Raw genomic sequence first — 22,494 nt, forward strand, 5'->3', positions numbered from 1 at the left:
GCGCCGATAGACAAGGTAGCGTTACCAGTTTACCTTCCGGAACAGCGCAAAGAGGAGATGCGGCGCGATCCCGACGGCAGGCCGACGCGGATCGCAGACCGACTCCCGTGGCGCGAGGGAGAGCGATGATGACCGGGATGCGGATACGACATCTGGCGCTTGGCGCGACGCTGCTGGCGACGCTTGCCGGCGCGACGCCGGGCATGGCGGGTCAACAGGCCACCCCCGCCACCGGCATCTCGCCCTATTTTCAGCCCGCCGGCACCGCGCCGAGCACGCCCGACGCCGATGGCTTCCTGCGCCGCTGGCTGCTGCTCGAACCGATCGTCAAGCCGAACCGCACCAATACGGTGTTCACCGCCAGCTATGTGCGCGAGGCGCTGGGAACCAGCTATTTTCCCGGCCAGTTCACCGCGACCCCGCGCGACGGCGCGATCGTCAAGGCCGCCGAGCCGCTGCGCTGGCATGCGCTCGACTCCAACAGTTTCGACACCAAGCTGTTCAACCTGGCGCAGGGGCTCGGCAAGCCGACCTATGGCGTGATCTTCCAGGCCTATACCGTGATCGATGTGCCGCGCGAGATGCGCGACGTGCGGATGGCGGTCGGCTCCAATGCGGCGTCGATCTGGTGGCTCAACGGCAAGGAGGCGGTCGGGCTGTTCAACGATCGCCGCATGGTGATGGACGACGTGCTGTCGGACCGGCTGACGCTGCGCAAGGGCCGCAACGTCATCCGCGGCGCGGTGATCAACGGTCCCGGCCTCAGCGATTTCTGCGTCCGCTTCCTCGATGCGGAGGGCAAGCCGATCACCGCTTTGTCCACCGTGCTGCGCTGATCCGGGAGACCGCCATGATCCGCCCTATCCTCGCCGCGCTCGGCCTCTCGCTCGGCCTCGCCGCCGCCCCCGCCGCCGCGCAATTGCAGGGCGAGCCGTTCATCCACGACCCCTCCACGGTCACTTACTCCGACGGACGCTGGTATACGTTCGGCACGCGGCAGGGCGGGCTTGTCTCCGACGACGGCTGGACGTGGCGCAGCGGCCCGGTGCGGCCCGGCGGCGGCGTCGCGCCCGACGTCATCAAGATCGGCGAGCGTTACTATATGGCCTATGCGGTCGGCGGCGGCGGCATGTCCGGCGGCCACGCCAGCCAGGTCAAGATCATGTGGACGCTGTCGCTCGACCCCAAGTCGCCGCGCTTCGGCTATCACGACGTCGGCGTCGTCGCGTCGAGCGACGGGGTGGAGACGGCTGATGCGATCGATCCCGCCTTCCTGCTCGCCGACGGGCGGCTGTGGCTGACCTACGGCACCTATTTCGGGCCGATCCGCATCGTCGAACTCGATCCCAGGACCGGGCTGCGCGTCGCCGGCAACCAGCCGGTCGATGTCGCGATCGACATGGAAGCGACCGCGATGATGTATCGCGACGGCTGGTATTACCTGCTCGGCACGCACGGCACCTGCTGCGACGGGCCGAATTCCACCTATCACATCCGCGTCGGCCGGGCGCGCAGCCCGCTGGGGCCGTATCTCGACCATATGGGCACGCCGCTGCTCAAGGGCGGCGGCAAGCTGGTAGTGAGTGCGCGTGGCCGCGACATTGGCCCCGGTCACTTCGGGCTGATCGAGCTGCCCGGCGGCGTTGAGAAATTCTCGATGCATTACGAGGCGGACATGGACCGCAGCGGGCGCAGCGTGCTGGGCATCGCGCCGCTGCTGTGGCGCGACGGCTGGCCGGTGGCGGGCGAGAACGTCGCGCCGGGCACCTATGAGATCGCGTCCGAGCGCAGCGGTTATGCGCTGGGACTGGCGACCGACTTCGTCCGCATCCCGTTCGACGCGCGCGCGAGTTTCAGGGCCAAGGCGGACGATCCCGTCGCACCGCTGCCCGACCAGACGCTGGCGCAGGATGGCCCGGGCTGGCCGCAGGGCCGGGTGCGCGTCGACCTCGCCGATTACATGGTGCGGCCGCACCAATTGTGGACGATCGCGCCGGTGGCGGGCGCCGGCGGGTCGTTCGGCGCGCCATATTACAAATTGATCATCGCCGGGACGACCCGTGCGCTGGCGGCGACCGCGGCGGGCGAGGTGGAGGCGGTGCCCGCCTTCACCGGTGCGACCGAGCAATTGTGGCGCGTCGATCAGCTCACCGACGGCACCTACCGCATCATGCCCAAGGCGGTGCCGGGCGGCCGCACCGGGCTGGCGCTGGTCGCCGTCGGCGCGAGTACGCCGACGCTCGCCGCCTTCGATCCTGCCAGCCCGGCGGGGCGCTGGACGTTCCGCACGCCCTGACCCCCGCCGCCGCTGCCGCCACTACGAGAGGAAGACCGATGATCCCGTTCCGACCCCGCGCCGCCCGCGCGCTGCTGCCGCTGCTGCTCGCCGGGCTCTCGCTGCCGGCGACGGCGCCCGCGCAGGAGCGTAGCACAGAGTCGGTCAGCGCCACGCTGCGCGCCGACACGCCGGGGCCGCAGGTGCATCGCGACGTCTTCGGCCAGTTCGCCGAGCATCTCGGCCACGGTATCTATGGCGGGATCTGGGTCGGCCCCAAATCGCGCATCCCCAATGACGCCGGCTATCGCCGCGACGTGCTCGCCGCGCTGAAGGCGATCAACGTGCCGATGGTGCGCTGGCCGGGCGGGTGTTTCGCCGACGAATATCATTGGCGCGACGGCATCGGCCCGGCGAAGGACCGGCCGGGCAAGGTCAACACCAACTGGGGCGGGGTGAACGAGGACAACAGCTTCGGCACGCACGAATATTTCGGGCTGATGGAGCGGCTGGGCGCGAGCACCTACGTCGGCGCCAACATCGGCAGCGCGCCGCCCGCCGAAACCGCGCAATGGGTGGAATATATGACTGCGGCGAAGGGCAGCAGCGTCCTCGCCAAGGAGCGCGCCAAGAACGGCCATGCCGAGCCGTGGAAGGTGAACTATCTCGGCATCGGCAACGAATTGTGGGGCTGCGGCGGCAATATGCGCGCCGATTACGCCGCCGACGAGACCAATCGCTACGCGCAATTCGCCAAGTCGGCGAATGGCCCGATGCTCAAGATCGCCAGCGGCCCGAGCGATTCGAACTACGAATGGACCGAGGCGATGATGCGCATCGCCGGCAAGAACATCGACGGGCTGGCGCTGCATTATTACACGCGGCCGCGCGACAAGGACTGGAAGGACAAGGGGCCGGCGATCGGCTTTTCCGAGCATGAATGGGCGACGACGATGCAGCATACGCTGCAGATGGAAGAGTTCCTGACCAAGCACGCCGCGATCATGGACAAATACGACCCCGCCAAGCGCGTGATGCTGGCGGTGGACGAATGGGGCACGTGGTACGATCCGACGCCGGGCAGCAATCCCGGCTTTCTCGAACAGCAGAATTCGATCCGCGACGCGGTGGTCGCCGGGCTCAACCTCAACATCTTCGTCGCGCATGCCGACCGGGTGCGGATGGCGGCGATCGCGCAGATGGTGAACGTGTTGCAGGCGATGCTGCTCACCGACGGGCCGCGGATGGTGAAGACGCCGACCTATTGGGTGTTCGACCTCTACAAGCCGTGGCAGGGGGCGACGGCGCTGCCGATCACGCTGACCTCGCCCTGGTATCACAAGGACGAGGTGGCGGTGCCCGCGGTCAACGCCTCGGCGGTGCGCGACGCCGCGGGGCAGGTGCACGTCGCGCTGGTCAATCTCGATCCGAACCGCGCGCTGCCGGTGTCGGTCGCGCTGACCGGGGTGCAGGCGGGGCAGGCGAGCGGCCGGATCGTCACCGGCGCGGCGATGGATACGCACAACAGCTTCGATGCGCCCGATACCGTGACGCCGCAGCCGTTCACCTCGGCGCAGGTCGCGGGCGGTACGTTGACGCTGACACTGCCGGCCAAGTCCGTCGTCGTGCTCGACCTGCGCTGAGCCGGTGCGCGGCGGTCCCTCCTCCTGGTGCCGGTCGGCGGCTGCGGCAGCGGTGCTCGCGCTGCTGACCGCGGCAGCGCCGTCGCCGCGTGCGGTGCACGTCAGCGTCGATGCGGCGCGCGTCACCGCGCCGCTGCCGCCGATCTGGCGGTTCTTCGGCGCCGACGAGCCCAATTATGCGACGACGGCGGAGGGCAGGCGGCTGCTCGTCGAGCTCGGGCGGCTGCGGCCGAGCGAGATCTATTTCCGCGCGCACAACCTGCTGACCAGCGGCGACGGCACCGCCGACTTCAAATGGGGCAGCACCAACGTCTACACCGAGCGCGACGGCAAGCCGGTGTACGACTGGCGGATCGTCGACGGCATCATCGACAGCTATCGCGCCGCCGGCATCCATCCCTATCTCGAGATCGGCTTCATGCCCGAGGCGCTGAGCGCGGCGCCGCCGGGCACGCCCTATCGCCTGCCCTGGGCGCCGGGCGTCGATGCCAAGGGCAGCGCCGGCTGGACCTATCCGCCGCGCGACGAGAAACGCTGGGCCGACCTCGTCTATCGATGGACGCTCCACAATGTCGCGCGCTACGGTCGCGCCGAGGTGGAGCGCTGGTATTTCCAGACGTGGAACGAGCCCAATCTGAGCTTCTACTGGAGCGCCAGCCCGGAGGCCTTCTACCGGCTGCACGACGTCACCGTCGATGCGATCCGCCGCGCGCTGCCGACCGCGCGGGTCGGCGGTCCCGATCTCGCCGGTGCGGGCGGCACGTTCATGCAGGGCTTCCTGCGCCACGTCACCACCGGCACCAACCACGCGACGGGCGGAACGGGTACGCCGACCGACTTCCTGTCCTTCCACGCCAAGGGCCAGCCGGCGGTGGTCGACGGCCATGTCCGCATGGGAATCGCCAACCAGCTGCGCACCGCCGACGAGGCGTTCGCCGCCTTCGCCGCGGTGCCGCAGCTCGCCGGCAAGCCGGTGGTGATCGGCGAGAACGATCCGGAGGGCTGCGCCGCCTGTCCGGGGCCGGCCAACGCCTATCGCAACGGCCCGCTCTACGCGAGCTACACCGCGGCGAGCTACGCGCGGCTGTGGGAACTGGCGCAGCGGCGCGGCACGCGGCTGGAGGGCGCGCTCGCCTGGTCCTATACGTTCGTCGGCCAGCCGTGGTTCGTCGGCTATCGCCAGCTCGCCACCAACGGCGTCGATCTCGCGGTGCTCAACGTCTTCCGGCTGTTCGCGAAACTGGGGGCGGAGCGGCTCGCGGCGCGAAGCGACGGACAGGTGCCGCTCGACACGATGCTGCGCGACGGGGTGCGCGGCGCGCCGGATGTCGGCGTGCTTGCGACGCGGACCGCGCCGGGGCGCGTCGCGCTGCTGCTGTGGCATTATCACGACGACGACGTGGCCGGCCCCGACGCCCGCGTGACGCTCGACGTCGCGCATGTCGTGCCGGCGGCGGCGGGGCGGATGTGGCGCGTCGATGCGCGCCACGCCAACGCGTTCGACGCATGGCAGGCGATGGGTTCGCCGGCGCGACCGACGCCCGCGCAGGTCGCGACGCTGAAGCGCGCCGCGCGACTGACGCCGGAAGCGCTGCGCCTGACCGGCGGCCGGCTGACGCTGACCGTGCCGCGGCAGGGCGTGGTGCTCGTCGAACTATGATCTTCGTTTTCAGCAGAGGATTGACCGCGATGACTTCCTTTCGTGTCGGCGCGCTTGCCATCGCACTGGCGCTCACCGTCGGCGGCGCATCGGCGCAGGTGACGACGCCTGCGCCCGCGCCGGTGCCGGGCGCCAAGCCGGTGACGATCGAGCGGATCACCGTCCATGCCCCGAGCATCGAGGGCAATCTGGAAGGCGAGAGCCCCGATCGCGCGGTGCTGGTCGTATTGCCGCCGAGCTATCGCAGCAGCCCGACGCGGCGCTATCCGGTGATCTATGCGCTCCACGGCTATTCGATCGGTGCCGAGCAATGGATCGGCGAGATCCACGTGCCGCAGACGGTGGAGGGCGCCTTCGCCAAGGGCACGCGCGAGATGATCGTCGTGCTGCCCGACAGCAAGACGGTGCACAACGGCTCCTTCTATTCGAGCTCGGTGACGGTCGGCGACTTCGAGACGTTCATCGCGAAGGACCTCGTCGCCTATATCGATGGCCATTATCGCACGATCGCCGACCGGCGCAGCCGCGGGCTCGCGGGCCACTCGATGGGCGGCTACGGCACCGCGCGGATCGGGATGAAACATCCCGAAACGTTCGGCGCGCTGTACATGATGAGCCCGTGCTGCCTGTCGACCCGCGCGCTCGGTACGCCCGATGCCGCCAACGAGGCGGCGCTGCGCAGCCTGCGCTCGCCCGCCGACAGCGCCAGATTGTCCTGGGGCCTGCGCGCGCAGCTCGCCACCGCGGCGGCCTGGTCGCCCAATCCCAAGGCGCCGCCGCTGTTCCTCGACCTGCCGATCAAGGACGGCGTGCCGCAGCCCGACGTGCTGGCGCGCTGGTCGGCGAATGCGCCGCTCGCGATGCTCGACCAATATGCCGGCAATCTCCGGCGCTATGCCGCGATCGGCATCGACGTCGGCGACCGCGACGGGCTGAAGGACGACGCCGAGAAGCTTCACACCGGGCTCGACCGCTATGGCATCGCCAACAGCTTCGAAATCTATCCGGGCGACCATACCAGCGGCGTCGCCGGCCGGGTGCAGGACAAGATGCTCCCCTTCTTCTCGCGCGCTCTGGTGTTCGGCCGATGAGGCGCGGCTGGGGATTCGCGGCGGCGGCGCTGCTGGCCACGACCGCGTCGGCGCAGGTATGGCGGTCTGACCAGGGGGACGGTACGTTCCGTAACCCCGTGCTCTACGCCGATTATCCCGATCCCGACGTCATCCGCGTCGGCCGCGATTATTATATGGCGAGCACCACCTTCGCCAACGTGCCGGGGATCACGATCCTGCACAGCCGCGACCTGATCAACTGGACGATCGTCTCGCATCTCGTCGACCGGCTGGAGGGGTTGCCGCAATACGACCTCGAGGGCGGCAACGCCTATCGCAAGGGGCTGTACGCCTCCAGCCTGCGCTATCACGCCGGCACCTATTATCTCGCCAACACGCCGGTCGGGCAGAAGACGCGCATCTGGTACGCGAAGGACGTGCGCGGGCCGTGGCGCTATCACGAGCTGGAGCGCGAGGCGTTCGATCCCGGCCTGTTCATCGAGCCGGACGGCCGCGCCTATCTCGCCACCGCGAGCACCGCCGACGGCACGATCACGCTGCTGACGCTGGATGCGCAACTCGCCCATGTCACGAACGCTAGGCGCATCCATTACATCAAGGGCGCGGAAGGATCGAAGATCATCCATCGCGGCGACTATTATTATCTGTTCAACGCGCTGCCGCCGCGGCTGGCGCTGAGCGTGTCGCGGTCGCGCAGCCTGTTCGGGCCGTGGGAGACGCGCGACCAGATCGACGACAAGAGCGGCGGCCATCAGGGCGCGCTGGTCGACCTGCCCGATGGCCGCTGGTTCGGTTTCGTGATGGAGGACAGCGGCGCGATCGGGCGGATGACCAACATGAGCCCGGTGTTCTGGCAGGACGACTGGCCGGTCTGGGGCACGCCCGCCGCACCCGGCCGCGTGCCGCGCCGCGCCGCCAAGCCGATCCCCGGCGCGCGCTTCGCCGAGCCGGCGACCTCCGACGATTTCACCGCCGCGCGGCTCGGGCTGCAATGGCAGTGGAACCACAATCCCGATCCCGCGCGCTGGTCGCTGACGCAGCGGCCGGGCTGGCTGCGGCTGCGCCCGACGGTGGCGACGCGCTTCTGGTCGGGGCGCAACACGCTGACCCAGAAGGGGCAGGGACCGGCGAGCCGCGGCGAGGTGAAGCTCGACATCGGTCATCTGGCGCCCGGCGACCGCTGCGGCTTCGGCACGCTCGGCCAGTATAGCGCCAATCTGACCGTGACCCGCGGGGCGGACGGCACGGCGGCGGTCACGGCGGAGGTGACGGAGGACAAGGTCGGTGGCGCCGTAACCACGACGCTGGCGACGGCGCCGCTGCCGCGCGGCGATGCGCTGTGGCTGCGTACCGACATGGACTTCACCACCGACCGCAGCCGGTTCGCCTACAGTCTCGACGGGCGGCGCTGGATGCCGCTCGGCGGTGACGCGCCGCTCGCCTTCGCTTGGCGTACGGGGACCTTCCAGGGCGAGCAGTTCGCGCTGTTCTGCTATGCCGACAAAGCGAGCGCGGGGTGGATCGACGTCGATCGCTTCACACTGTCGCCGCTGGCGCCCGCGGGGACGGTGCGGCCGTAACGCTCGTGCCTCGAGCGTGGACGAGATCCCGATGGCTCGCCCTGAGCCTGTCGAGGGGCAGGTGAGTCTCACGGTGCTTCGACAGGCTCAGCACCAACGGGTTTGGGTATACGTTGGGGGCCGTTGCGCTCACGGGAGCGCTAGATCGATCAGCACCTACAACTGGCCAACAACGAAGGCTCGATCCACCCCTATTGTTCGCCCTGAGCCTGTCGAAGGGCAGGTGGGTCTTACGGTGCTTCGACAGGCTCAGCACCGACGGGGCGGATAGACCGGGCGTATCAGACGCGTGAGGCGCGTTCAGACCGGCGTTTCGGCGGGCATCGCGCTGCGCGTGTCGCTAAGCGCGAGGTCGACGAGCACCTGCATCGCGGCGGTAGCGGCGGCGGCGTCGCGCGCGGCGATCGCGTCGTAGACGCGGGCGTGGTCGGGGATCGGATCGCGCGGCAGTGCGCGGGTGCGCTGCTTGAACTGTGTCGTCCAGGCGACCGCGGCGCCGATCGACGCGCCGAGCACCACCATCGCGTCGTTGCCCGTGGCATGCAGCAGCGCGTCGTGGAAATCGCGGTCGGCGGCGCGGCCCTCCGCGGTGGCGAGCGTGTGGCGGCGCATGCCCTTCAGCGCCTCGCCCATCCGCGTCAGATCGGCACGGGTGCGGCGCTCCGCGGCGAGTGCGGCGGCGGCGGGCTCGATCACCAGCCGCAGCTCGAACAGGCTGCGGATCAGCCGCGGGTCGGGCTCGCCGGCGAAGGCCCAGGCGAGCACGTCGGGGTCGAGCAGGTTCCAGCGTTCGCGCGGCAGCACGTGCGTGCCGGTTTTCGGCCGGCTCTCGACCAGTCCCTTGGCGGTGAGCACCTGCACCGCCTCGCGATAGGCGCCGCGCGAGACGTCGAGCGCCTCGGCGGCGGCGACCTCGCCGGTCAGCACGTCACCGGGGCGATATTCTCCCGACAGGATGGCGATGCCGAGCTTGTTGGCGACCGCGCCGCGCAGTCGTCGCCCCGGCTTGCGGGTGCTCGATGCCGGGGCCGGCAAGGCGGTGATGCTGCTGTCGTCGTTGGTCGCCACTGTTCAGACAAGGCCCGGATCAAAGGGATAAGTCAATAAGCGACCTTGGTCGGGGGCGGCCGGGGTCGGGGTCGGCCGGCATCACCGGGTCAATGCAGCATCGCCCCAGGCTGCCGGCTGCACCCGTCCGTCGCCGGCCCGCGCGACGAGCTCGACGATCGCGACGCCGCCGACGTTCGCCTGCAACGGCGCCGGCGGCGTGCCGAACGCCATCGGCGGCGACTTGGCGAGCAGCCGGCCATCCCCCCACACTTCAAAGGTGATCGTGCCGGCCTGACGCTCGCCGGAATCGTTGACGCCGACCTGCGCGGCGAAGCGCTTGAACCCCTGGTTGCGCACTTCGAGGCGGGAATTGCCGAGCACGCCGATGCCGGTGTCGAAGTCCTTGCCGGCGACGCGCATCAGCTTGCCATATGGCGCGCGATCCGCCTCGGCGCCGCCCCAGCCGCCATATTGCGGGTGATCGCCGGGGCCGCGCGTGCCGGTCCACGGCGTGATCGAATGGTGGATGGTGGGATCGGGCTGCGGCGTCACCACACCGTCGGCGGCGGGGTTCACCCGGCCGGTCTGTTCGGAGAGGTAGAGGCCGTTCGCCAGCCGGCGCGTGCCGCTGGCGCGGAACACGCGCGTCTCGTGCGGCGCAAGGGTCAGCGCCAGCTCGCCGCGGAAGCGACTGTCCTGCTTGCTCCACAGGTCGCGCAGCCGCACGTCGGCGGTCGGCAGCAGCTTGAGATGGTCGGCGGTCAGCACCGCCTTGGCAGGCAGCGCGGACCGGTTGAAGATCGCGACGCCCTTGCTGCCGTCGGCGAGCGTCTTGGCGAAGATCTGCACCTCGTCGGAATCATAGGCGAGCACCGCTTGGTTGCCCGCCGGGTCCTGATTGAGAGCGACGAGATCGGCGTTGCCGAAGATCGCGAGCTGTTCGGGGGTGAGCTTGCGCAGGTCGTAGCCGATGAACAGCGGGGCGTTGACCATCGCCCACAAGGCGAAGTGCGACCGCGCCTCGACGGTGTGGGCATTGTCGAAATCGCCGGTGCCGACGTACAGCATGTCGGGGTCGTTCCACGATCCGGGATGCGCGTAGAGCGGACGGTGCGTGACCGTGTCGAAGTTGGTGAGCATGCGCGACCACACCGGCTGGATGTCGTCGCTGGTGCGCGAGCTGTTGCCGACGTCCTTGCCCCAGGCGCGCACGTCGCCCGCGCCCCACAGGCAGAGCGAGAAGACATAGTCCCGGTCGCCGGCATAGCTGCGGATCGCGGTGCCGACCTGTTCGTAGAGACGGCGCACCCCGGCGACGTCCGAGCCGCCGAGCGACTGCATGTCGACCAGCGGCGGCAGCGCCCGGTACAGGCCCGAACGCACGCGCGGCGCGTCGGCGGGCAGACCGCGGATGCCGCAGGCGTCGACCTTGATGAAGTCGAAATTCCAGTCGCGGAAATAGAGCTTCATGTCCTGGTCGACATGGCCGTACAGACCGACCTCGCGCTCGGCGACCGTCCCCTCGGGCTGGTTCTTGAAGTCGGGCGTGTAGATCTGGCCGCAGCTGTTGCGGCCGATGTCGGAATAGATGCCCGCCTTGAACCCCATCGCGTGCAATTTGTCGGTGAACGGGCGGAAGCTGGGATCGGCGCCGGTCGCGGCGGAGGGGAAATGATCGGTGCGGATCAGCATCCGCCCGTCGGGCTGGCGCCGCTTCAGCCACCAGCCGTCGTCGATGTTGACGTAGCGATAGCCGAGCTCGGCGAGCCCGGTGTCGCGCAGCGCCTGCGCCGAGGCGAGCACCTTTTCCTCGTCGACGTCGCTGTTGAACGCGTTCCACGAATTCCAGCCCATCGGCGGGGTCGGCGCATGGCCGGCCGCATTGGCGCTCCACCGGCCGGTCGCGGCGAGCGGATCGCGGTCGGCCGCCTGGGCGCCGGTGGCGAGCGCGAGCAGCGACAGGCCGGCGAGGATGGTCGGGCGGGCGATCATTTGGGCAACTCCTGTGACTGGCGCGCGGTGAAGGTGGCGGTGCTGCCGGGGGCGGTGCCGGGCTGGCCGCCGCCGACGGTGACGCGATAGCGGCCCGCGGCGACCGACCGCGTGCCGTCGGGCGCGACCGAACTGAGGTCGCGCGGCGACAGGTCGAAGGTGACGGTGCGCGCCTCGCCGGGGCGCAGCGCGACGCGCTGGAAGCCGCGCAGCGCGACGCGCGGCATGCCGGGACGGTCCGGGAAGGTCAGATAAAGCTGCGCCACGTCCTCGCCCGGCCGGTCCCCCGTATTGGTCAGCCGCGTGGTGACGCGCAGCCCCGCCTCTGCCCCGCCGCGCGCCGGCGTGACGGTGAGCGGGCCGTAGGCGAAACGGGTATAACTGAGGCCGTGGCCGAACGGATAGACCGGCGTGCCGGTGAAATAGCGATAGGTGCGCCCCGTCATCGCATAATCGCCGAACGGCGGCAGGTCGGCGATGCTGCGATAGAAGGTCAGCGGCAGGCGGCCCGACGGATTGGTGCGGCCGGTGAGGATGTTGGCGGCGGCGAGGCCACCGGTCTCGCCGGGATACCAGGCTTCGAGCACCGCGGCGGCATTGGCCTTGGCCCAGGCGAGGTTGATCGGGCTGCCGTTCATCGCGACGAGGACGATCGGCTTGCCGGTGGCGCGCGCCTGATCGAGCATCGCCAGCTGGTCGGCGGGGAGGTCGAGCGTCGTCTTGTCGCCGCCGGCGAAGCCGGGGACGGTGACGCCGGTCTCCTCCGCCTCGAGGTCGGAGGTGAGGCCGACGACCGCGACCAGCACGTCGGCATCGGCGGCGGCGCGCTTGAGCGCGGCGGCGGGGGCATCGGAGACGCGCTTCCAGACGAGGTCGATGCCGCTGCCCTCGGCCTTGATCGCATAGCGGCGGCCGGCGACGAGCTTGACCGTGGTCATGCCGGCAAGGTCGTTCCAGCGCGCCTTGCGCCGGTCGGAGACGATGCGCCCGTCCAGTTCCAGCGTGCCGCCCGCACCCGACAGGCCGACGCGATAGCTGCCGGTCTCGGCGGGGACGAGAAAGCCGGTCCAGACCGTGCGGTGCACGTCGGCGACGCGGGCGAGATCGAGGTTGCGGTCGCCGACATCAGGTTCGTTCCGCGTCGCCACCGGCTCGGTCTGGTATGTGACTGCGGCGACGGTCTTTTCGCGCGTGCCGGGCGCATAGAAGGCAGGCAGCGGCGTCGCCGGGTTGTAATAGCGCGCGAGCAGGCCGGGCTTGCCGTCGGGCGTCTGCAACACGGCGGTCGGGATACGGTCGCCGTCGGTCATCGATTCGCCGAACGGCACCAGCGTCACCTGGCTCGCCCCCAGCGTGGCGCGCAGGCCGTCGAGCACTGAGACCGGCGGCCCCGACAGGCCCGAGGAGTAATTGCCGCGCAGCACACGCGTCGCATCCCCGAGCGGGCCGATCACCGCGACCTTCGTTCCGGCGCGCAACGGCAGCGCGCCATCGTTCTTGAGCAGCACCATCGAGCGTTCCGCCGCAGCGAGCGCCAGCGCGCGATGTGCCGGGGCGGCGATCGCGCTGACCGGCACCGCGGCGGGCGCACCGGCGAGGCCGGGCAGGTCGCCGTTGCGATAGCGCGCGGCGAACAGGCGGACGAGCGTGCGGTCGATGTCGCCTTCGGTGATCAGGTTGCGGCGCAGCGCCTCGCGATAGCGGTCCTCGAGGCCGGCGGTGTCGCCGAGGGTCGCATTGTTGCACTCGCTGTCGACGCCGGCGCGCATCGCTGCGGCGACTGCGGTGGCACCGTCTGGGGCGTATTTGTGATTGTCGGCGATGTCCTTCACCGCGTCGCAGTCGGAAACGACATAGCCGGTGAAGCCCCAGGCGCCGCGCAGATGCTCCCTGAGCAGCAGGTCGCTGGCACAGGCGGGCTGCCCGTCGATGCGATTGTAGGCGCACATCACCGATCCCGCGCGCCCCTCGACGATCGCGGCACGGAAGGCAGGGAGATAGGTGTCCTCCAGATCGTGCGCCGAGACGAACACGTTCGCTTCGTGGCGGGTGCCTTCGGGGCCGCTGTGGACGGCGAAATGCTTCGGCGTGGCGATCACCTGCGGCCGGTCGGGGTTCGGCCCCTGCATGCCACGGACGAAGGCGACGCCCATCGTCGCGGTGAGGAACGGGTCCTCGCCGTAGGTCTCCTGCCCGCGGCCCCAGCGCGGATCGCGGAAAATGTTGATGTTGGGCGACCAGGTGTCGAGGCCGGTGCCGATATGGCCGACGCGCCCGGTCTGGCGGGCGAGCGTGTGCAGCGCGCGCACTTCGGTGCCGATCGCACCGGCGACGTCATGGACGAGCGGGGCATCGAAGGTGGCGGCAAGGCCGATCGGCTCGGGGAAGTTGGTGGTGTTGCGTGCGCCGAGCGCGCCGTGCAGCGATTCCGTCCACCAATTGTAGGCCGGGACGTTCAGCCGCGGGATCGCCGGTGCGACGTTGAGCAATTGCGGCAGTTTCTCCTCGATCGTCATCCGCGCGACGAGTGTCGACGCCATGCGGAGGGCCGGATCGGTCTCCGTCTGCCGCTGCGGTGCGGCGGGTTCGCGCGCGAGCACCGGGGTGAGCGCGAGCGCGAGGCCCGCCGTGGCCAGGCCTGCGGCCCGCATCGTGATCGCCATCGTCATCTCCCCTTGCGGCGTTGCGTGTCGCTTATCGTGCCACCGGCACTTCGAACGTGCCGACCGGCAGCTGCGCGTCGTCGGCGAGGTTGATCGCGGGCGAGTCCGCCCAGGCGTAGCGGACCCGCGTCACCGGTTTGCCGTCACCCGGCAACGTGACAATGGTGCCGGCGACGCTGCCGCTGGCGTAGCGGCAGGTGCCGGGCGCCGCGTCGCACAGTTCGAAGCCAATCGCGCGATCCGAGCCGCGCGCGTGGAGCGCGCCGGTGACGCCGTCGAAGCGCAACGTCACGCCGCCACCCGCCGCGCCGCTCGCACCGGCGATGGCCGGGCCGGAGGGCGCGATGCGCTCGCCATAGACTGTGGCGCGCATCACGCGCGCGAGCCGCTGGCCGACCTCGTGCTTCTCGCCGGGATGGATGTCGAGCACGTCGCCGATGTCCATCGCCACCGCGATCCCCGCGCGCGGATCGGCGGCGGCGACGCGGCGCTGTGCATCGCGGACGAGGCCCCAGCCGCTGTCCGACGGTGCGGTTGCCGGCGTGCCGTAGGAGGAGAGCTGGACGACGCCGAACGCCGCCTGCGGGCTGGCGAAACGGCTGCGCCAGTCGGCGATCAGCGCGGCGAGGCGGCGGTCGTAACCGGGGATGCCGGTATCGGATTCGCCCTGATACCAGGCGATGCCGGCGAGCCGCATCGTGCCGAGCGGCGCGATCATCGCATTGTAGAGCGTGCCGGCGCCGTTGATGTCGTCCCACGGCACGCGCGGCGCGGCACCGGCGAGCCGCTTGGCGACGGCATAGCGCCAGTCGCTGCCGAGCGGCTGGCTGCTGCCGTCGGCGAAGGTGATGCGCATCGTCTCCGCCGGTCCGAGCATGCCGCCATAGGCATAGACGTCGTCGTCATTGACCGTGATGACGTTGCGCCCCGCCTTCAGCGTGCCGGCGGGCAGCGCATAGACGCGCGATTGCGAGGCGAGGCTGCTGCCGCCGACGCCGACGCCGTTGACCCAAGTACGATCGGCGTCGTCGACCATGCCGAGCACCAGCGTCGCGGGACCGCGCGCCTGCTCCGCCGTCACCTCGATCGTGCGCTGATACCAGATCATGCCGTTGTAATCGGCGAGTTCGGGCACGCCCCACGTCTCGAACGCGGTCATCGCCGGCACTGGCTTCCAGTCGAGCGCGGCATCGGCCTGCCACGGCTCCTTGCCGCGCGCGTCTCCGGCACCGGCACGCCACCAATCCTCCCAGATCGTCGAGGCGCGGCGGTTGGCGGCGGCGGGGTCGCGGGCGTAGAGCGCGAGCAGGTCGGCGGCGTCGCCCATGTCGGACGCGCGCAGCGCCGGCGCGCTCATCCACGCGCTGATCCGCGAGCCGCCCCAGCTCGAATGTACCGCGCCGATCGGCACCTTGGCGGTGCGGCGCAGCGCCTGCACCATATAGAAGCAGGCCGCCGAGAAGCTCTGCGCGGTGGTGCCGTCGGCGGCGACCCAGCGTGGCGCCTGATCGAAGCGGGCGAGCGGCGCGGGGGCGGCGACCTTGGCAATCGTCAGCAGCCGCAACTGGTCGTCGAGCGGCGGGTGCGCGTCGGGGATCAGCTTCTGCGCGTCGGTGACCGCCAGCTCCATGTTGCTCTGGCCCGAGCAGAGATAGACGTCGCCGACGAGGATGTCGCGGAGCACCGCCGCGCCGCTCGCCGCGGCGATGGTCAAATCGTAGGGGCCGCCGGCGGGTAGCGCCGGCAGGCGCGCCGCGAACCGGCCGTCGCGCCCCGCCTTTGCAGTGACGGTGTGGCCGGCGAGCGTGATCATCACCGTCTCGCCCGCCGCGGCATCGCCGGCGAGGTCGATCGGCTGGTCGCGCTGGATCACCGCATGATCGGACAGGACGCCGTCGAGCCGTGGTGCGGCCACCGCCGGGCTGGCGCAGGCGAGCGCGACGAGGGCGCAGGAGGCGAGAGCGATCGTCCGCATGGGCTGGGCTTTCCGGGTCAAATGGGTTGCAGACCGTGGCGGACGATCCGTTCGATCAGGTCGCGATGGCGTGGCAGGCTGGCGACCATCCGCTGCGTCTGTACCGCATTCTCGCGCCGGGCGCGGCGCGCGAGTTCGGCGTCCGCCTCGATCGTGCCCGGCAACACGGCGCTGCGCGCACCCATGCCGTAGAGGACATATTGGTAGCTGGCGGAGGGGAAGACCTCCTCGGCGCGGTCGAATTCGTCGTGCAGCCAGGGCGATTGATGCTGCCACAGCTCCATCAGCCCGCGCAGGCGATCGGGGATCGTCTCGGGCCGGACGTTGTCGCGCCAGAAGTCGGTGTCGGTCCGCTGCGTCAGCGCATAATGCAGCTTGAGGAAATCGATGATCCGGCCCCAGCGATACTGGGTCGTGTCGTTGAAGCGGCGCGCGACGACGTCCATCACCTCGCGGCAGGGTGGCAATTGCTCGGCGATCATCTTCGCCGACAGTTCGATCAGCACGATCGCCGAGGCTTCGAGCGGTTCGAGGAAGCCCGCCGCCAGCCCGACCGCGACGCAATTGCGCTCCCAGAAGCGCGTCCGATGGCCGGCGCGGATCGAGAGCTTGCGTACCGGCAGCGCGTCGCCGGCCGGGCCGATATAGGCGCGCAGCTCGCGTTCGGCGGCGTCGACATCGATATGGCTGCTCGAGAAGACATGGCCGACGCCGCGCCGCGTCGGCAGGCCGATGTCCCAGATCCAGCCCGCCGATTGCGCGGTCGAGAGGGTGTGGCTGGCGATTGGATCGTCGGGCTGCGCATAGGGCACCTGGATCGCCAGCGCGGTGTCGCAGAACAAGCTGTCGGCGCAGCTGCGGAACGGCACACCCATCGCCTTGCCGATCAGCAATGCGGCGAAACCGGTACAGTCGACGAACAGGTCGCCCTCGACCGCGATGCCCTGTTCGGTATCGAGGCCGACGATGTCGCCGCCCTCGTCCTTGCGCACGTCGGTGACGTCGGCGCGGACGTGGCGGACGCCGAGCGTCTCGCAGCAGTGGCGCTGCAGGAAGTGCGAGAATTTGCCGGCGTCGAGGTGATAGGCGTAATTCGCCTGCCCCTCATATTCGGGCGTCGCCATCGTCTTGGGAGCGAGCCCCTCGTCGCAGATGCGGCCCTGCGGCGTGACCGTGTCGCAGAAGCTGCCGTCGCCGTCGCCCGCCAGCCAGTGCGGCGCGAGGTTCACGCTGCCGAATTGCTGCGGCAGCATCAGCGGGTGGTAATAGCCGTCGTCGACCGCGCCGGTCGTCCAGCGGTTGAAGCGTGCGCCCTGTTTGAACGAGGCGTCGCACTGGCGAAAGAATTCGGTTTCGGAGACGCCCATGCGCTTGAGCGTGCTGCGCAAAGTCGGCCAGGTGCCTTCGCCGACGCCGATGATCGGCACGTTGGGCGATTCGACTAGCGTGACGGTGAAGCCGTGCGGGCGCTGGCCCTGATGGCGTGCGGCGATCACCCCCGCGGTCAGCCACCCTGCGGTGCCGCCGCCGACGATGACGATGTTCCTGATCTGGTGCATGGCTTTGCGTGTTCGCAAAAATGGCGGAGCGCAACCGGGGTCGCGCTCCGCCAGGGGGAGAGGATCAGAAGCGGTAGCGGGCGCCGACCGTGTAGCGGCGACCGTAATCGAACACGTCGAGCAGCTGGTTGGAATAGCGGCCGTGCGTGCTCTGCTGGTTGTTGTTGACGTTGAGTGCCTCACCGAAGACGCTGAAGTTCTTGGTGATGTCGTAGCTCGTCGTCAGATCGATCTGGAAGCTCTGGTTGACGAAGGTCGGCTCCGATCCGAACGAGCCGGTGTTCTGGTTCTGGCCGAACTGAAGCAGATACTTGTCGCGCCAGTTGAGCGCGGTACGGAACTGGAAACCGTTCTTGTCGTAGAAACCGACGAAATTCGCGGAATTGGCAAGGCCGGTGACCGCGAAGCCGGTCTGGGTGATGTTCTTGTCGTCATACGGCCGGTTGGTGTTGACGAAGGTGGCGTTGGCCTGGAAGCCGAAGCCGGTGTCGCCGAACACCTGCTGCAGCGCCAGCTCGACGCCGCGCACGGTGGCGTCGGGGCCGTTGACCTGCTGCGACACGGCGAAGCTCGCCGCGGTGCCCGTGGTCGGATCGACCAGCCCGTTGATCCCCTGACGCGTCACGCCGCCGACGATGAAGTTGCTGACGTTCTTGAGGAAGAAGTTGACCGCCAGATAGGAGTTGCGGCGGTAGTACCATTCCATGCCGAGGTCGAAATTGTCGGCCAGATAGGGCTTCAGGTTCGGGTTGCCGCCGCTCGCCGACAGGGCGCCGATCCGTTGGCCGTTGCCGACGTTGAGCACCGGGTTGAGCAGGCTGAGCGACGGACGGGTCAGCGTGCGCGACGCATCGACGCGCAGGATCAGATTGTTGGTCAGCTCCAGCTTCGCATCGAGGCTCGGCAGCAGGTAGGAATAGGAGCTGGTGTTGGTGACGCCCTGCACCGGGGTGTAGGTCGGGATGCTGAGCAGCGTCGGATCGGCGGTGCTGGTGACCAGCGACGTCGGCAGGCGGCCCTGGCCGGTGGCGACGAGGTTGGTGACTTCGTTGCGCACGCCGGCGTTGAACGTGAACGGCAGGCTGCCGATCTCGGTCTTGAAGTTGACGCTGAAGTACAGCGACCACGTCCGCTCGCGCACCTTGAGCACGCTGCCCGGATCGACCGCCTCGTCGAACGTGCCGGTGAAGCCGGTGACGTTGCCGTAGTTGAAGCCGGGGACGTTCTGCGCCGACGGATTGCCGAGGCTGGTCAGATAGTTCTGATAGGCGACCGGGCTGAACACGAACACCGACGGCGGCAGGCTGCCCTTGAAGCCCGGGATGAAGTTGTTGAGGCTGACCGAGCCCTGGTACAGGCTGGCCGGCAGCGGCGAGATGCCCGAGGTGCCGCGCGACGGCCCACCATAGCCGGCATAGGCCTGCCAGAAGTTGTTGGTGAACGTGCTCTGGTTGCGGAAGTCGAACGTGTCCTGATAGAATTGGCCACCGGCCTTGATCGTCAGATCGTCCTGCTTCCAGGTGGCGTTGCCCCGGAACTGGACCAGCTCGTCGGTATTGTGCTGCGTCTGGTTGACGGTGACGTGGCTGCCGATCAGCGACGTATCGGCCCAGCCCGCCGCATTGCCCGCCGGCCCGTAGTTGCTGATCGTCGGGAAGGCGTCCTTGCTGTTGCCGCCGACGGTGAAGCGCAGGTTGTTGCTGAGCGCATTGCCGTAGCCAATGTCGCCGTTACGGCTGCCGATCACGTCGCCCGGGTTGAGCCAGCTCTTCGCATAAGCGACGTCGCCTTCCAGCGTCAGGTTGCTCGTCGCGTCATATTTGACGTTGAGGCCGGTCTGGTTGGTCTGCAGGATCTGCTTGTTGAGCGCCGAGGTGAAGTCGGTCGGCGTGCCGGTCTGGGTGAAATCGGTCGCGGTGCCGTTCTTGTCGAGCGTGACGTTGCGCAGGTCGCCCTGGTTGAACCAGACGCCGAACGCGTAATTCTCCTGGGTGATCGTCTGACGCGAGAAATTGTTGTCGATCGTCAGCATCAGGTCGTCGGACGGATGATATTGCAGCGCGATGCGCGCATCGACGCGCTCGTCCTCGACGCGCTGCTGCTCGGCGCCATATTGCTGCGGGAACCAGCCCGGCAGGTTCTGGCGGTTGGCCGGATTGGCATAAGCGGCCGAAGCGGTGTTGCTGGTCGGCGTGCAGGTGCCGGTGCTGCCCGCGAGCTGGCAGGGGGCGAAATTGCCGCCCGGCCAACCCGACACATAGACGCGATTGGTATCGGTATCACGCTTGGTGTAGATCACGTCGGCGAGCACGCCGAAGGTCTCGTCGGCGTTGGTGCTGCTGACCAGCAGGCCGCCGGTCGGCACGATCTTGCCCGACCGGTCCTGAATCGAGCCCGAGCCGGTCGCGGCGACGCGGAAGCCGGGGTGGTCGAACGGATTGGGGAAGGCGATGTTGACGGTCGCGCCGATCGAGCTCGACGCCAGCGACACGTCCGGCGTCTTGAGGACGCTGAGCTGGCCGATGAAGTCGACGCCGACGGTGCTGAAGTCGATCTGGCGGCCGCCGGTCGCGGTCGAGATGCGGCGGCCGTCGTACAGCGTGGTGTTGAAATCGCCGCCGAAGCCGCGGACGGTGATGCCGGTCGGCTCGCCGCGCGAGCCGGAACGCTGGATCGACACGCCGGGCAGGCGCTGGAGCGAGGCGGCGACGTTCGAATCCGGGAATTTGCCGATATCCTCGGCGGAGATCACGTCGACGACGCCCGACGAGGTGCGCTTGAGGTCGAGGTTGCGCTGGAGCGAACCGCGCAGACCGACGACGACGATGTCGTCACCCGTGCCCTGCGCGCTGTTGCCCTGCGACACGTCCTGCGCAGTCGCCGCATCCTGCGGCTGGCCGGCTTCGGCAGCGCTGGTCGTGTTGGCAGTCGCCGGCACGGCGGGCTGCGGCGCGGCGGGCTGGCTGGTCGTGCTATTCTGCAGGTTGCCCTGATCCTGGGCGAGCGCCGGCGCGGCCCAGGCGAAGGTCGCCAGGCTGGTCGCGCAGGCGAGAACATGGATTCGGCGGAAACTGCGAGCTCCGGTACGCGCACGCATGGTCGTAGGCATTTTTGACATCCCCTCTTTTTACGTCGCGCTACCCCTTCTTGCGGGGGTGCGAGCGACTGCTCGGTTTCTCTGCCGATTCGGGTGCAAAGCACGCCGTCACGACATGAACGGTAGCGCTCACAATATCGCATCGACATGCTTTTGCAAGCATTTGTAAGAGTGATGCGGACGCTTTGCATCGCCCGTCCGCTGTGCGATCTCTAGCGCTAACAATCGCAACGAAACGGAGGGGTGGATGCCGGACTGGCAGATGTTAAACGGCGCGGATCATGCCGCGCTGCGCCTGTCGCGCAGTGCCGACGGCACCCGCCATTTCGCGCAGATCGTCGCCGACGAATTCCTCCCGGCGATGCTCCATTATCCGATCCTGTTCACCAAACATCCCGAAACGGGGGCTTTCTATGCCGGTGTCGTCATGGGGCTGGAGCCGGGGCGCAACCTGATGACGGTCGACGGCCGATTGCCCGATTACCGGCCCGCCGATCTGGAACGGCAGGGCTTCTTCATCGCCGAGGGGCAGGTGGTGATCGATCGCGAGCATGCGGTCTTCGCGACCGGCGAGGGGCAGCCGCTGTTCGAGCCGACCGGCGAGGCCGCGCCCGCGCTCAAGCGCGTGCAGCAGGCGCTGCACGTGCTCGACCAGGGCATCGCCGCCACCGATGCGATCATCCGCCGCTTCCTCGACCACCGCCTGATCGAGCCGATCGACGTGTCGATGCAGTTCGACGACGGTCGCCAGCTGCGGCTCGATGGCCTCTATACGATCAGCCTCGACGCGCTGCACGCGCTGCCCGATGCGGCGGCGCTGGCGCTGTTCCGCAGCGGCGACCTGCAACTCGCTTATGCGCAGACCGGTTCGGTGCGGCATCTGCGCACGCTCGGCCGCATCCATAACGACCGGCTCGCGACGGCGGCGCTATGATCGACGCCGCGCCGCCGGCGTCATTGGCCGATCCCGAGGCGTTCCGCCGCGACGTGATGGTCGCCGGCAGACCCGTCGTCGCGCGCGGCGCGGCGCGGCACTGGCCGATGCTGGCGGGCGGACGCGACACCGTGGTCGAGGCGCTGCTCGCCTTCGACGCCGGGCGCACGGCGGAGATGTTCGTGGGGCCGCCGGCGATCGGCGCGCGCTATCATTACGACGAGGCGCTTGCCGGGTTCAACTTCACGCGCACCACTCTGCCGTTCCGCGAGGCGCTGGCGCGCGTCCTCGACACCGCGGGCCAGCCGGACAGCCCGAGCCTCTACATGGGCTCGCTGACCTCCGAAAATTGCTTCCCTGGTATCGAGACGGTGGTGCGGTTGCCGTTCGTGCCGGCGACGGCGCGGCCGCGGATCTGGATCGGCCATGCCTCGACCGTCGCCTGCCATTACGACACGATGGACAATGTCGCCTGCGTCGCGGCGGGGCGGCGGCTATTCACCCTGTTCCCGCCCGAGGCGATCGCCGACCTCTATGTCGGGCCGATCGACCATACGATGGCGGGACAACCGGTCGGGCTGGCGGTCGGCAGCGCGCCGGGCGACGCAAGGTTTCCGCGCTTCGATCGCATCCGCGACCGCGCGCTGGTGGTGGAGCTGGAACCGGGCGACGCGCTCTACGTGCCCAAACTCTGGTGGCATCAAGTCGAGGCGATCGGCGAGGTCAACGTGCTGGTCAATTTCTGGTGGGACGGCTTCGCCGACGGTCCCGACCAGCCTTATACCGCGATGATGCTGGCGCTGATCGCGATCGCCGAGCGGCCGGCGGCGGAGCGTGCCGCCTGGCGGGCGTGGTTCGAGCATTATGTCTTCCGCCCCGAAGGCCATCCGCTCGCCTTCCTGCCGCCGGCCAGGCACGGCATCCTCGACGGCCAGCCCGAAAGCCGCGGTCGCATCCGCGCGCTGGTGATGCGGCTGCTGCGCGGCGGCTGAG

14 protein-coding genes are annotated in these 22,494 nt (G+C 69.2%); 8 read left to right on the forward strand and 6 right to left on the reverse strand.

Features of this window, described 5'->3' with window-relative positions:
• The first annotated feature begins 137 nt into the window (after positions 1 to 137).
• From AC07UH_RS02865 to AC07UH_RS02890, 6 genes are read left to right on the forward strand one after another with little or no spacing between them, the layout of a single operon-like run.
• Entirely contained in the window at positions 138 to 836 is a 699-nt protein-coding gene (locus tag AC07UH_RS02865; protein ID WP_495179404.1) for an acetylxylan esterase, read from the forward strand.
• Between the two features lie 14 nt (positions 837 to 850).
• Positions 851 to 2,296, forward strand: a complete 1,446-nt coding sequence (locus AC07UH_RS02870; protein WP_495179403.1) for a family 43 glycosylhydrolase — start codon at positions 851 to 853, stop codon at positions 2,294 to 2,296.
• Positions 2,297 to 2,334: 38 nt separating this feature from the next.
• Positions 2,335 to 3,918 carry an alpha-N-arabinofuranosidase gene (locus tag AC07UH_RS02875; protein ID WP_495179402.1) on the forward strand — a complete coding sequence of 528 codons (1,584 nt, stop codon included), beginning with the start codon at positions 2,335 to 2,337 and terminating at the stop codon, positions 3,916 to 3,918.
• A 52-nt stretch (positions 3,919 to 3,970) separates the two neighbouring features.
• On the forward strand, positions 3,971 to 5,578 hold the full coding sequence (locus AC07UH_RS02880) for a GH39 family glycosyl hydrolase (protein ID WP_495193938.1): 1,608 nt from the start codon (positions 3,971 to 3,973) through the stop codon (positions 5,576 to 5,578).
• Positions 5,579 to 5,607: 29 nt separating this feature from the next.
• Complete coding sequence (locus tag AC07UH_RS02885; protein ID WP_495179400.1) at positions 5,608 to 6,669, forward strand: alpha/beta hydrolase; 1,062 nt, start codon at positions 5,608 to 5,610, stop codon at positions 6,667 to 6,669.
• Positions 6,666 to 8,231: a glycoside hydrolase family 43 protein gene (locus AC07UH_RS02890; protein WP_495179399.1), complete on the forward strand. Its 1,566-nt coding sequence runs from the start codon at positions 6,666 to 6,668 to the stop codon at positions 8,229 to 8,231. The genes AC07UH_RS02885 and AC07UH_RS02890 overlap by 4 nt, the downstream gene beginning before the upstream one ends.
• A gap of 300 nt (positions 8,232 to 8,531) precedes the next feature.
• Here the strand turns inward: AC07UH_RS02890 and AC07UH_RS02895 are convergent, their stop codons facing one another.
• The 6 genes from AC07UH_RS02895 to AC07UH_RS02920 all read right to left on the reverse strand — a co-directional run bounded on the left by AC07UH_RS02895 (position 8,532) and on the right by AC07UH_RS02920 (position 20,579).
• Complete coding sequence (locus tag AC07UH_RS02895) at positions 8,532 to 9,299, reverse strand: FadR/GntR family transcriptional regulator (RefSeq protein ID WP_052075657.1); 768 nt, start codon at positions 9,297 to 9,299, stop codon at positions 8,532 to 8,534.
• A gap of 81 nt (positions 9,300 to 9,380) precedes the next feature.
• Positions 9,381 to 11,273: an NPCBM/NEW2 domain-containing protein gene (locus AC07UH_RS02900; RefSeq protein WP_495179398.1), complete on the reverse strand. Its 1,893-nt coding sequence runs from the start codon at positions 11,271 to 11,273 to the stop codon at positions 9,381 to 9,383.
• Positions 11,270 to 13,936: a glycoside hydrolase family 3 C-terminal domain-containing protein gene (locus AC07UH_RS02905; protein ID WP_495179397.1), complete on the reverse strand. Its 2,667-nt coding sequence runs from the start codon at positions 13,934 to 13,936 to the stop codon at positions 11,270 to 11,272. Before AC07UH_RS02905 ends, AC07UH_RS02900 begins: the two co-directional genes overlap by 4 nt.
• A 31-nt stretch (positions 13,937 to 13,967) precedes the next feature.
• Positions 13,968 to 15,911: a sialate O-acetylesterase gene (locus tag AC07UH_RS02910; RefSeq protein WP_495179396.1), complete on the reverse strand. Its 1,944-nt coding sequence runs from the start codon at positions 15,909 to 15,911 to the stop codon at positions 13,968 to 13,970.
• A 17-nt stretch (positions 15,912 to 15,928) separates the two neighbouring features.
• Positions 15,929 to 17,470, reverse strand: coding sequence for a tryptophan halogenase family protein (locus AC07UH_RS02915; RefSeq protein ID WP_495179395.1), 1,542 nt, complete (start codon positions 17,468 to 17,470; stop codon positions 15,929 to 15,931).
• 64 nt (positions 17,471 to 17,534) lie between these two features.
• Positions 17,535 to 20,579, reverse strand: a complete 3,045-nt coding sequence (locus tag AC07UH_RS02920) for a TonB-dependent receptor (RefSeq protein ID WP_495179394.1) — start codon at positions 20,577 to 20,579, stop codon at positions 17,535 to 17,537.
• A 235-nt stretch (positions 20,580 to 20,814) separates the two neighbouring features.
• On the opposite strand from AC07UH_RS02920, the gene AC07UH_RS02925 reads away from it, so the two are divergent.
• The gene (locus AC07UH_RS02925) at positions 20,815 to 21,501 is read left to right on the forward strand and encodes a SapC family protein (RefSeq protein WP_495179393.1); all 687 of its coding nucleotides are present in this window, start codon (positions 20,815 to 20,817) and stop codon (positions 21,499 to 21,501) included.
• Positions 21,498 to 22,493: a cupin-like domain-containing protein gene (locus AC07UH_RS02930; protein ID WP_495179392.1), complete on the forward strand. Its 996-nt coding sequence runs from the start codon at positions 21,498 to 21,500 to the stop codon at positions 22,491 to 22,493. Before AC07UH_RS02925 ends, AC07UH_RS02930 begins: the two co-directional genes overlap by 4 nt.
• Position 22,494: the final 1 nt, after the last annotated feature.

It is taken from the genome of Sphingomonas sp. GW821-FHT04B01, from assembly GCF_059420425.1.

Coding starts and splice junctions, on each gene's coding strand:
- AC07UH_RS02865 (WP_495179404.1), top strand. CDS start 138: ATGCGGATACGACATCTGGCGCTTGGCGCGACGCTGCTGGCGACGCTT.
- AC07UH_RS02870 (WP_495179403.1), top strand. CDS start 851: ATGATCCGCCCTATCCTCGCCGCGCTCGGCCTCTCGCTCGGCCTCGCC.
- AC07UH_RS02875 (WP_495179402.1), top strand. CDS start 2,335: ATGATCCCGTTCCGACCCCGCGCCGCCCGCGCGCTGCTGCCGCTGCTG.
- AC07UH_RS02885 (WP_495179400.1), top strand. CDS start 5,608: ATGACTTCCTTTCGTGTCGGCGCGCTTGCCATCGCACTGGCGCTCACC.
- AC07UH_RS02890 (WP_495179399.1), top strand. CDS start 6,666: ATGAGGCGCGGCTGGGGATTCGCGGCGGCGGCGCTGCTGGCCACGACC.
- AC07UH_RS02900 (WP_495179398.1), bottom strand. CDS start 11,273: ATGATCGCCCGCCCGACCATCCTCGCCGGCCTGTCGCTGCTCGCGCTC.
- AC07UH_RS02905 (WP_495179397.1), bottom strand. CDS start 13,936: ATGGCGATCACGATGCGGGCCGCAGGCCTGGCCACGGCGGGCCTCGCG.
- AC07UH_RS02910 (WP_495179396.1), bottom strand. CDS start 15,911: ATGCGGACGATCGCTCTCGCCTCCTGCGCCCTCGTCGCGCTCGCCTGC.
- AC07UH_RS02915 (WP_495179395.1), bottom strand. CDS start 17,470: ATGCACCAGATCAGGAACATCGTCATCGTCGGCGGCGGCACCGCAGGG.
- AC07UH_RS02920 (WP_495179394.1), bottom strand. CDS start 20,579: ATGCCTACGACCATGCGTGCGCGTACCGGAGCTCGCAGTTTCCGCCGA.
- AC07UH_RS02925 (WP_495179393.1), top strand. CDS start 20,815: ATGCCGGACTGGCAGATGTTAAACGGCGCGGATCATGCCGCGCTGCGC.
- AC07UH_RS02930 (WP_495179392.1), top strand. CDS start 21,498: ATGATCGACGCCGCGCCGCCGGCGTCATTGGCCGATCCCGAGGCGTTC.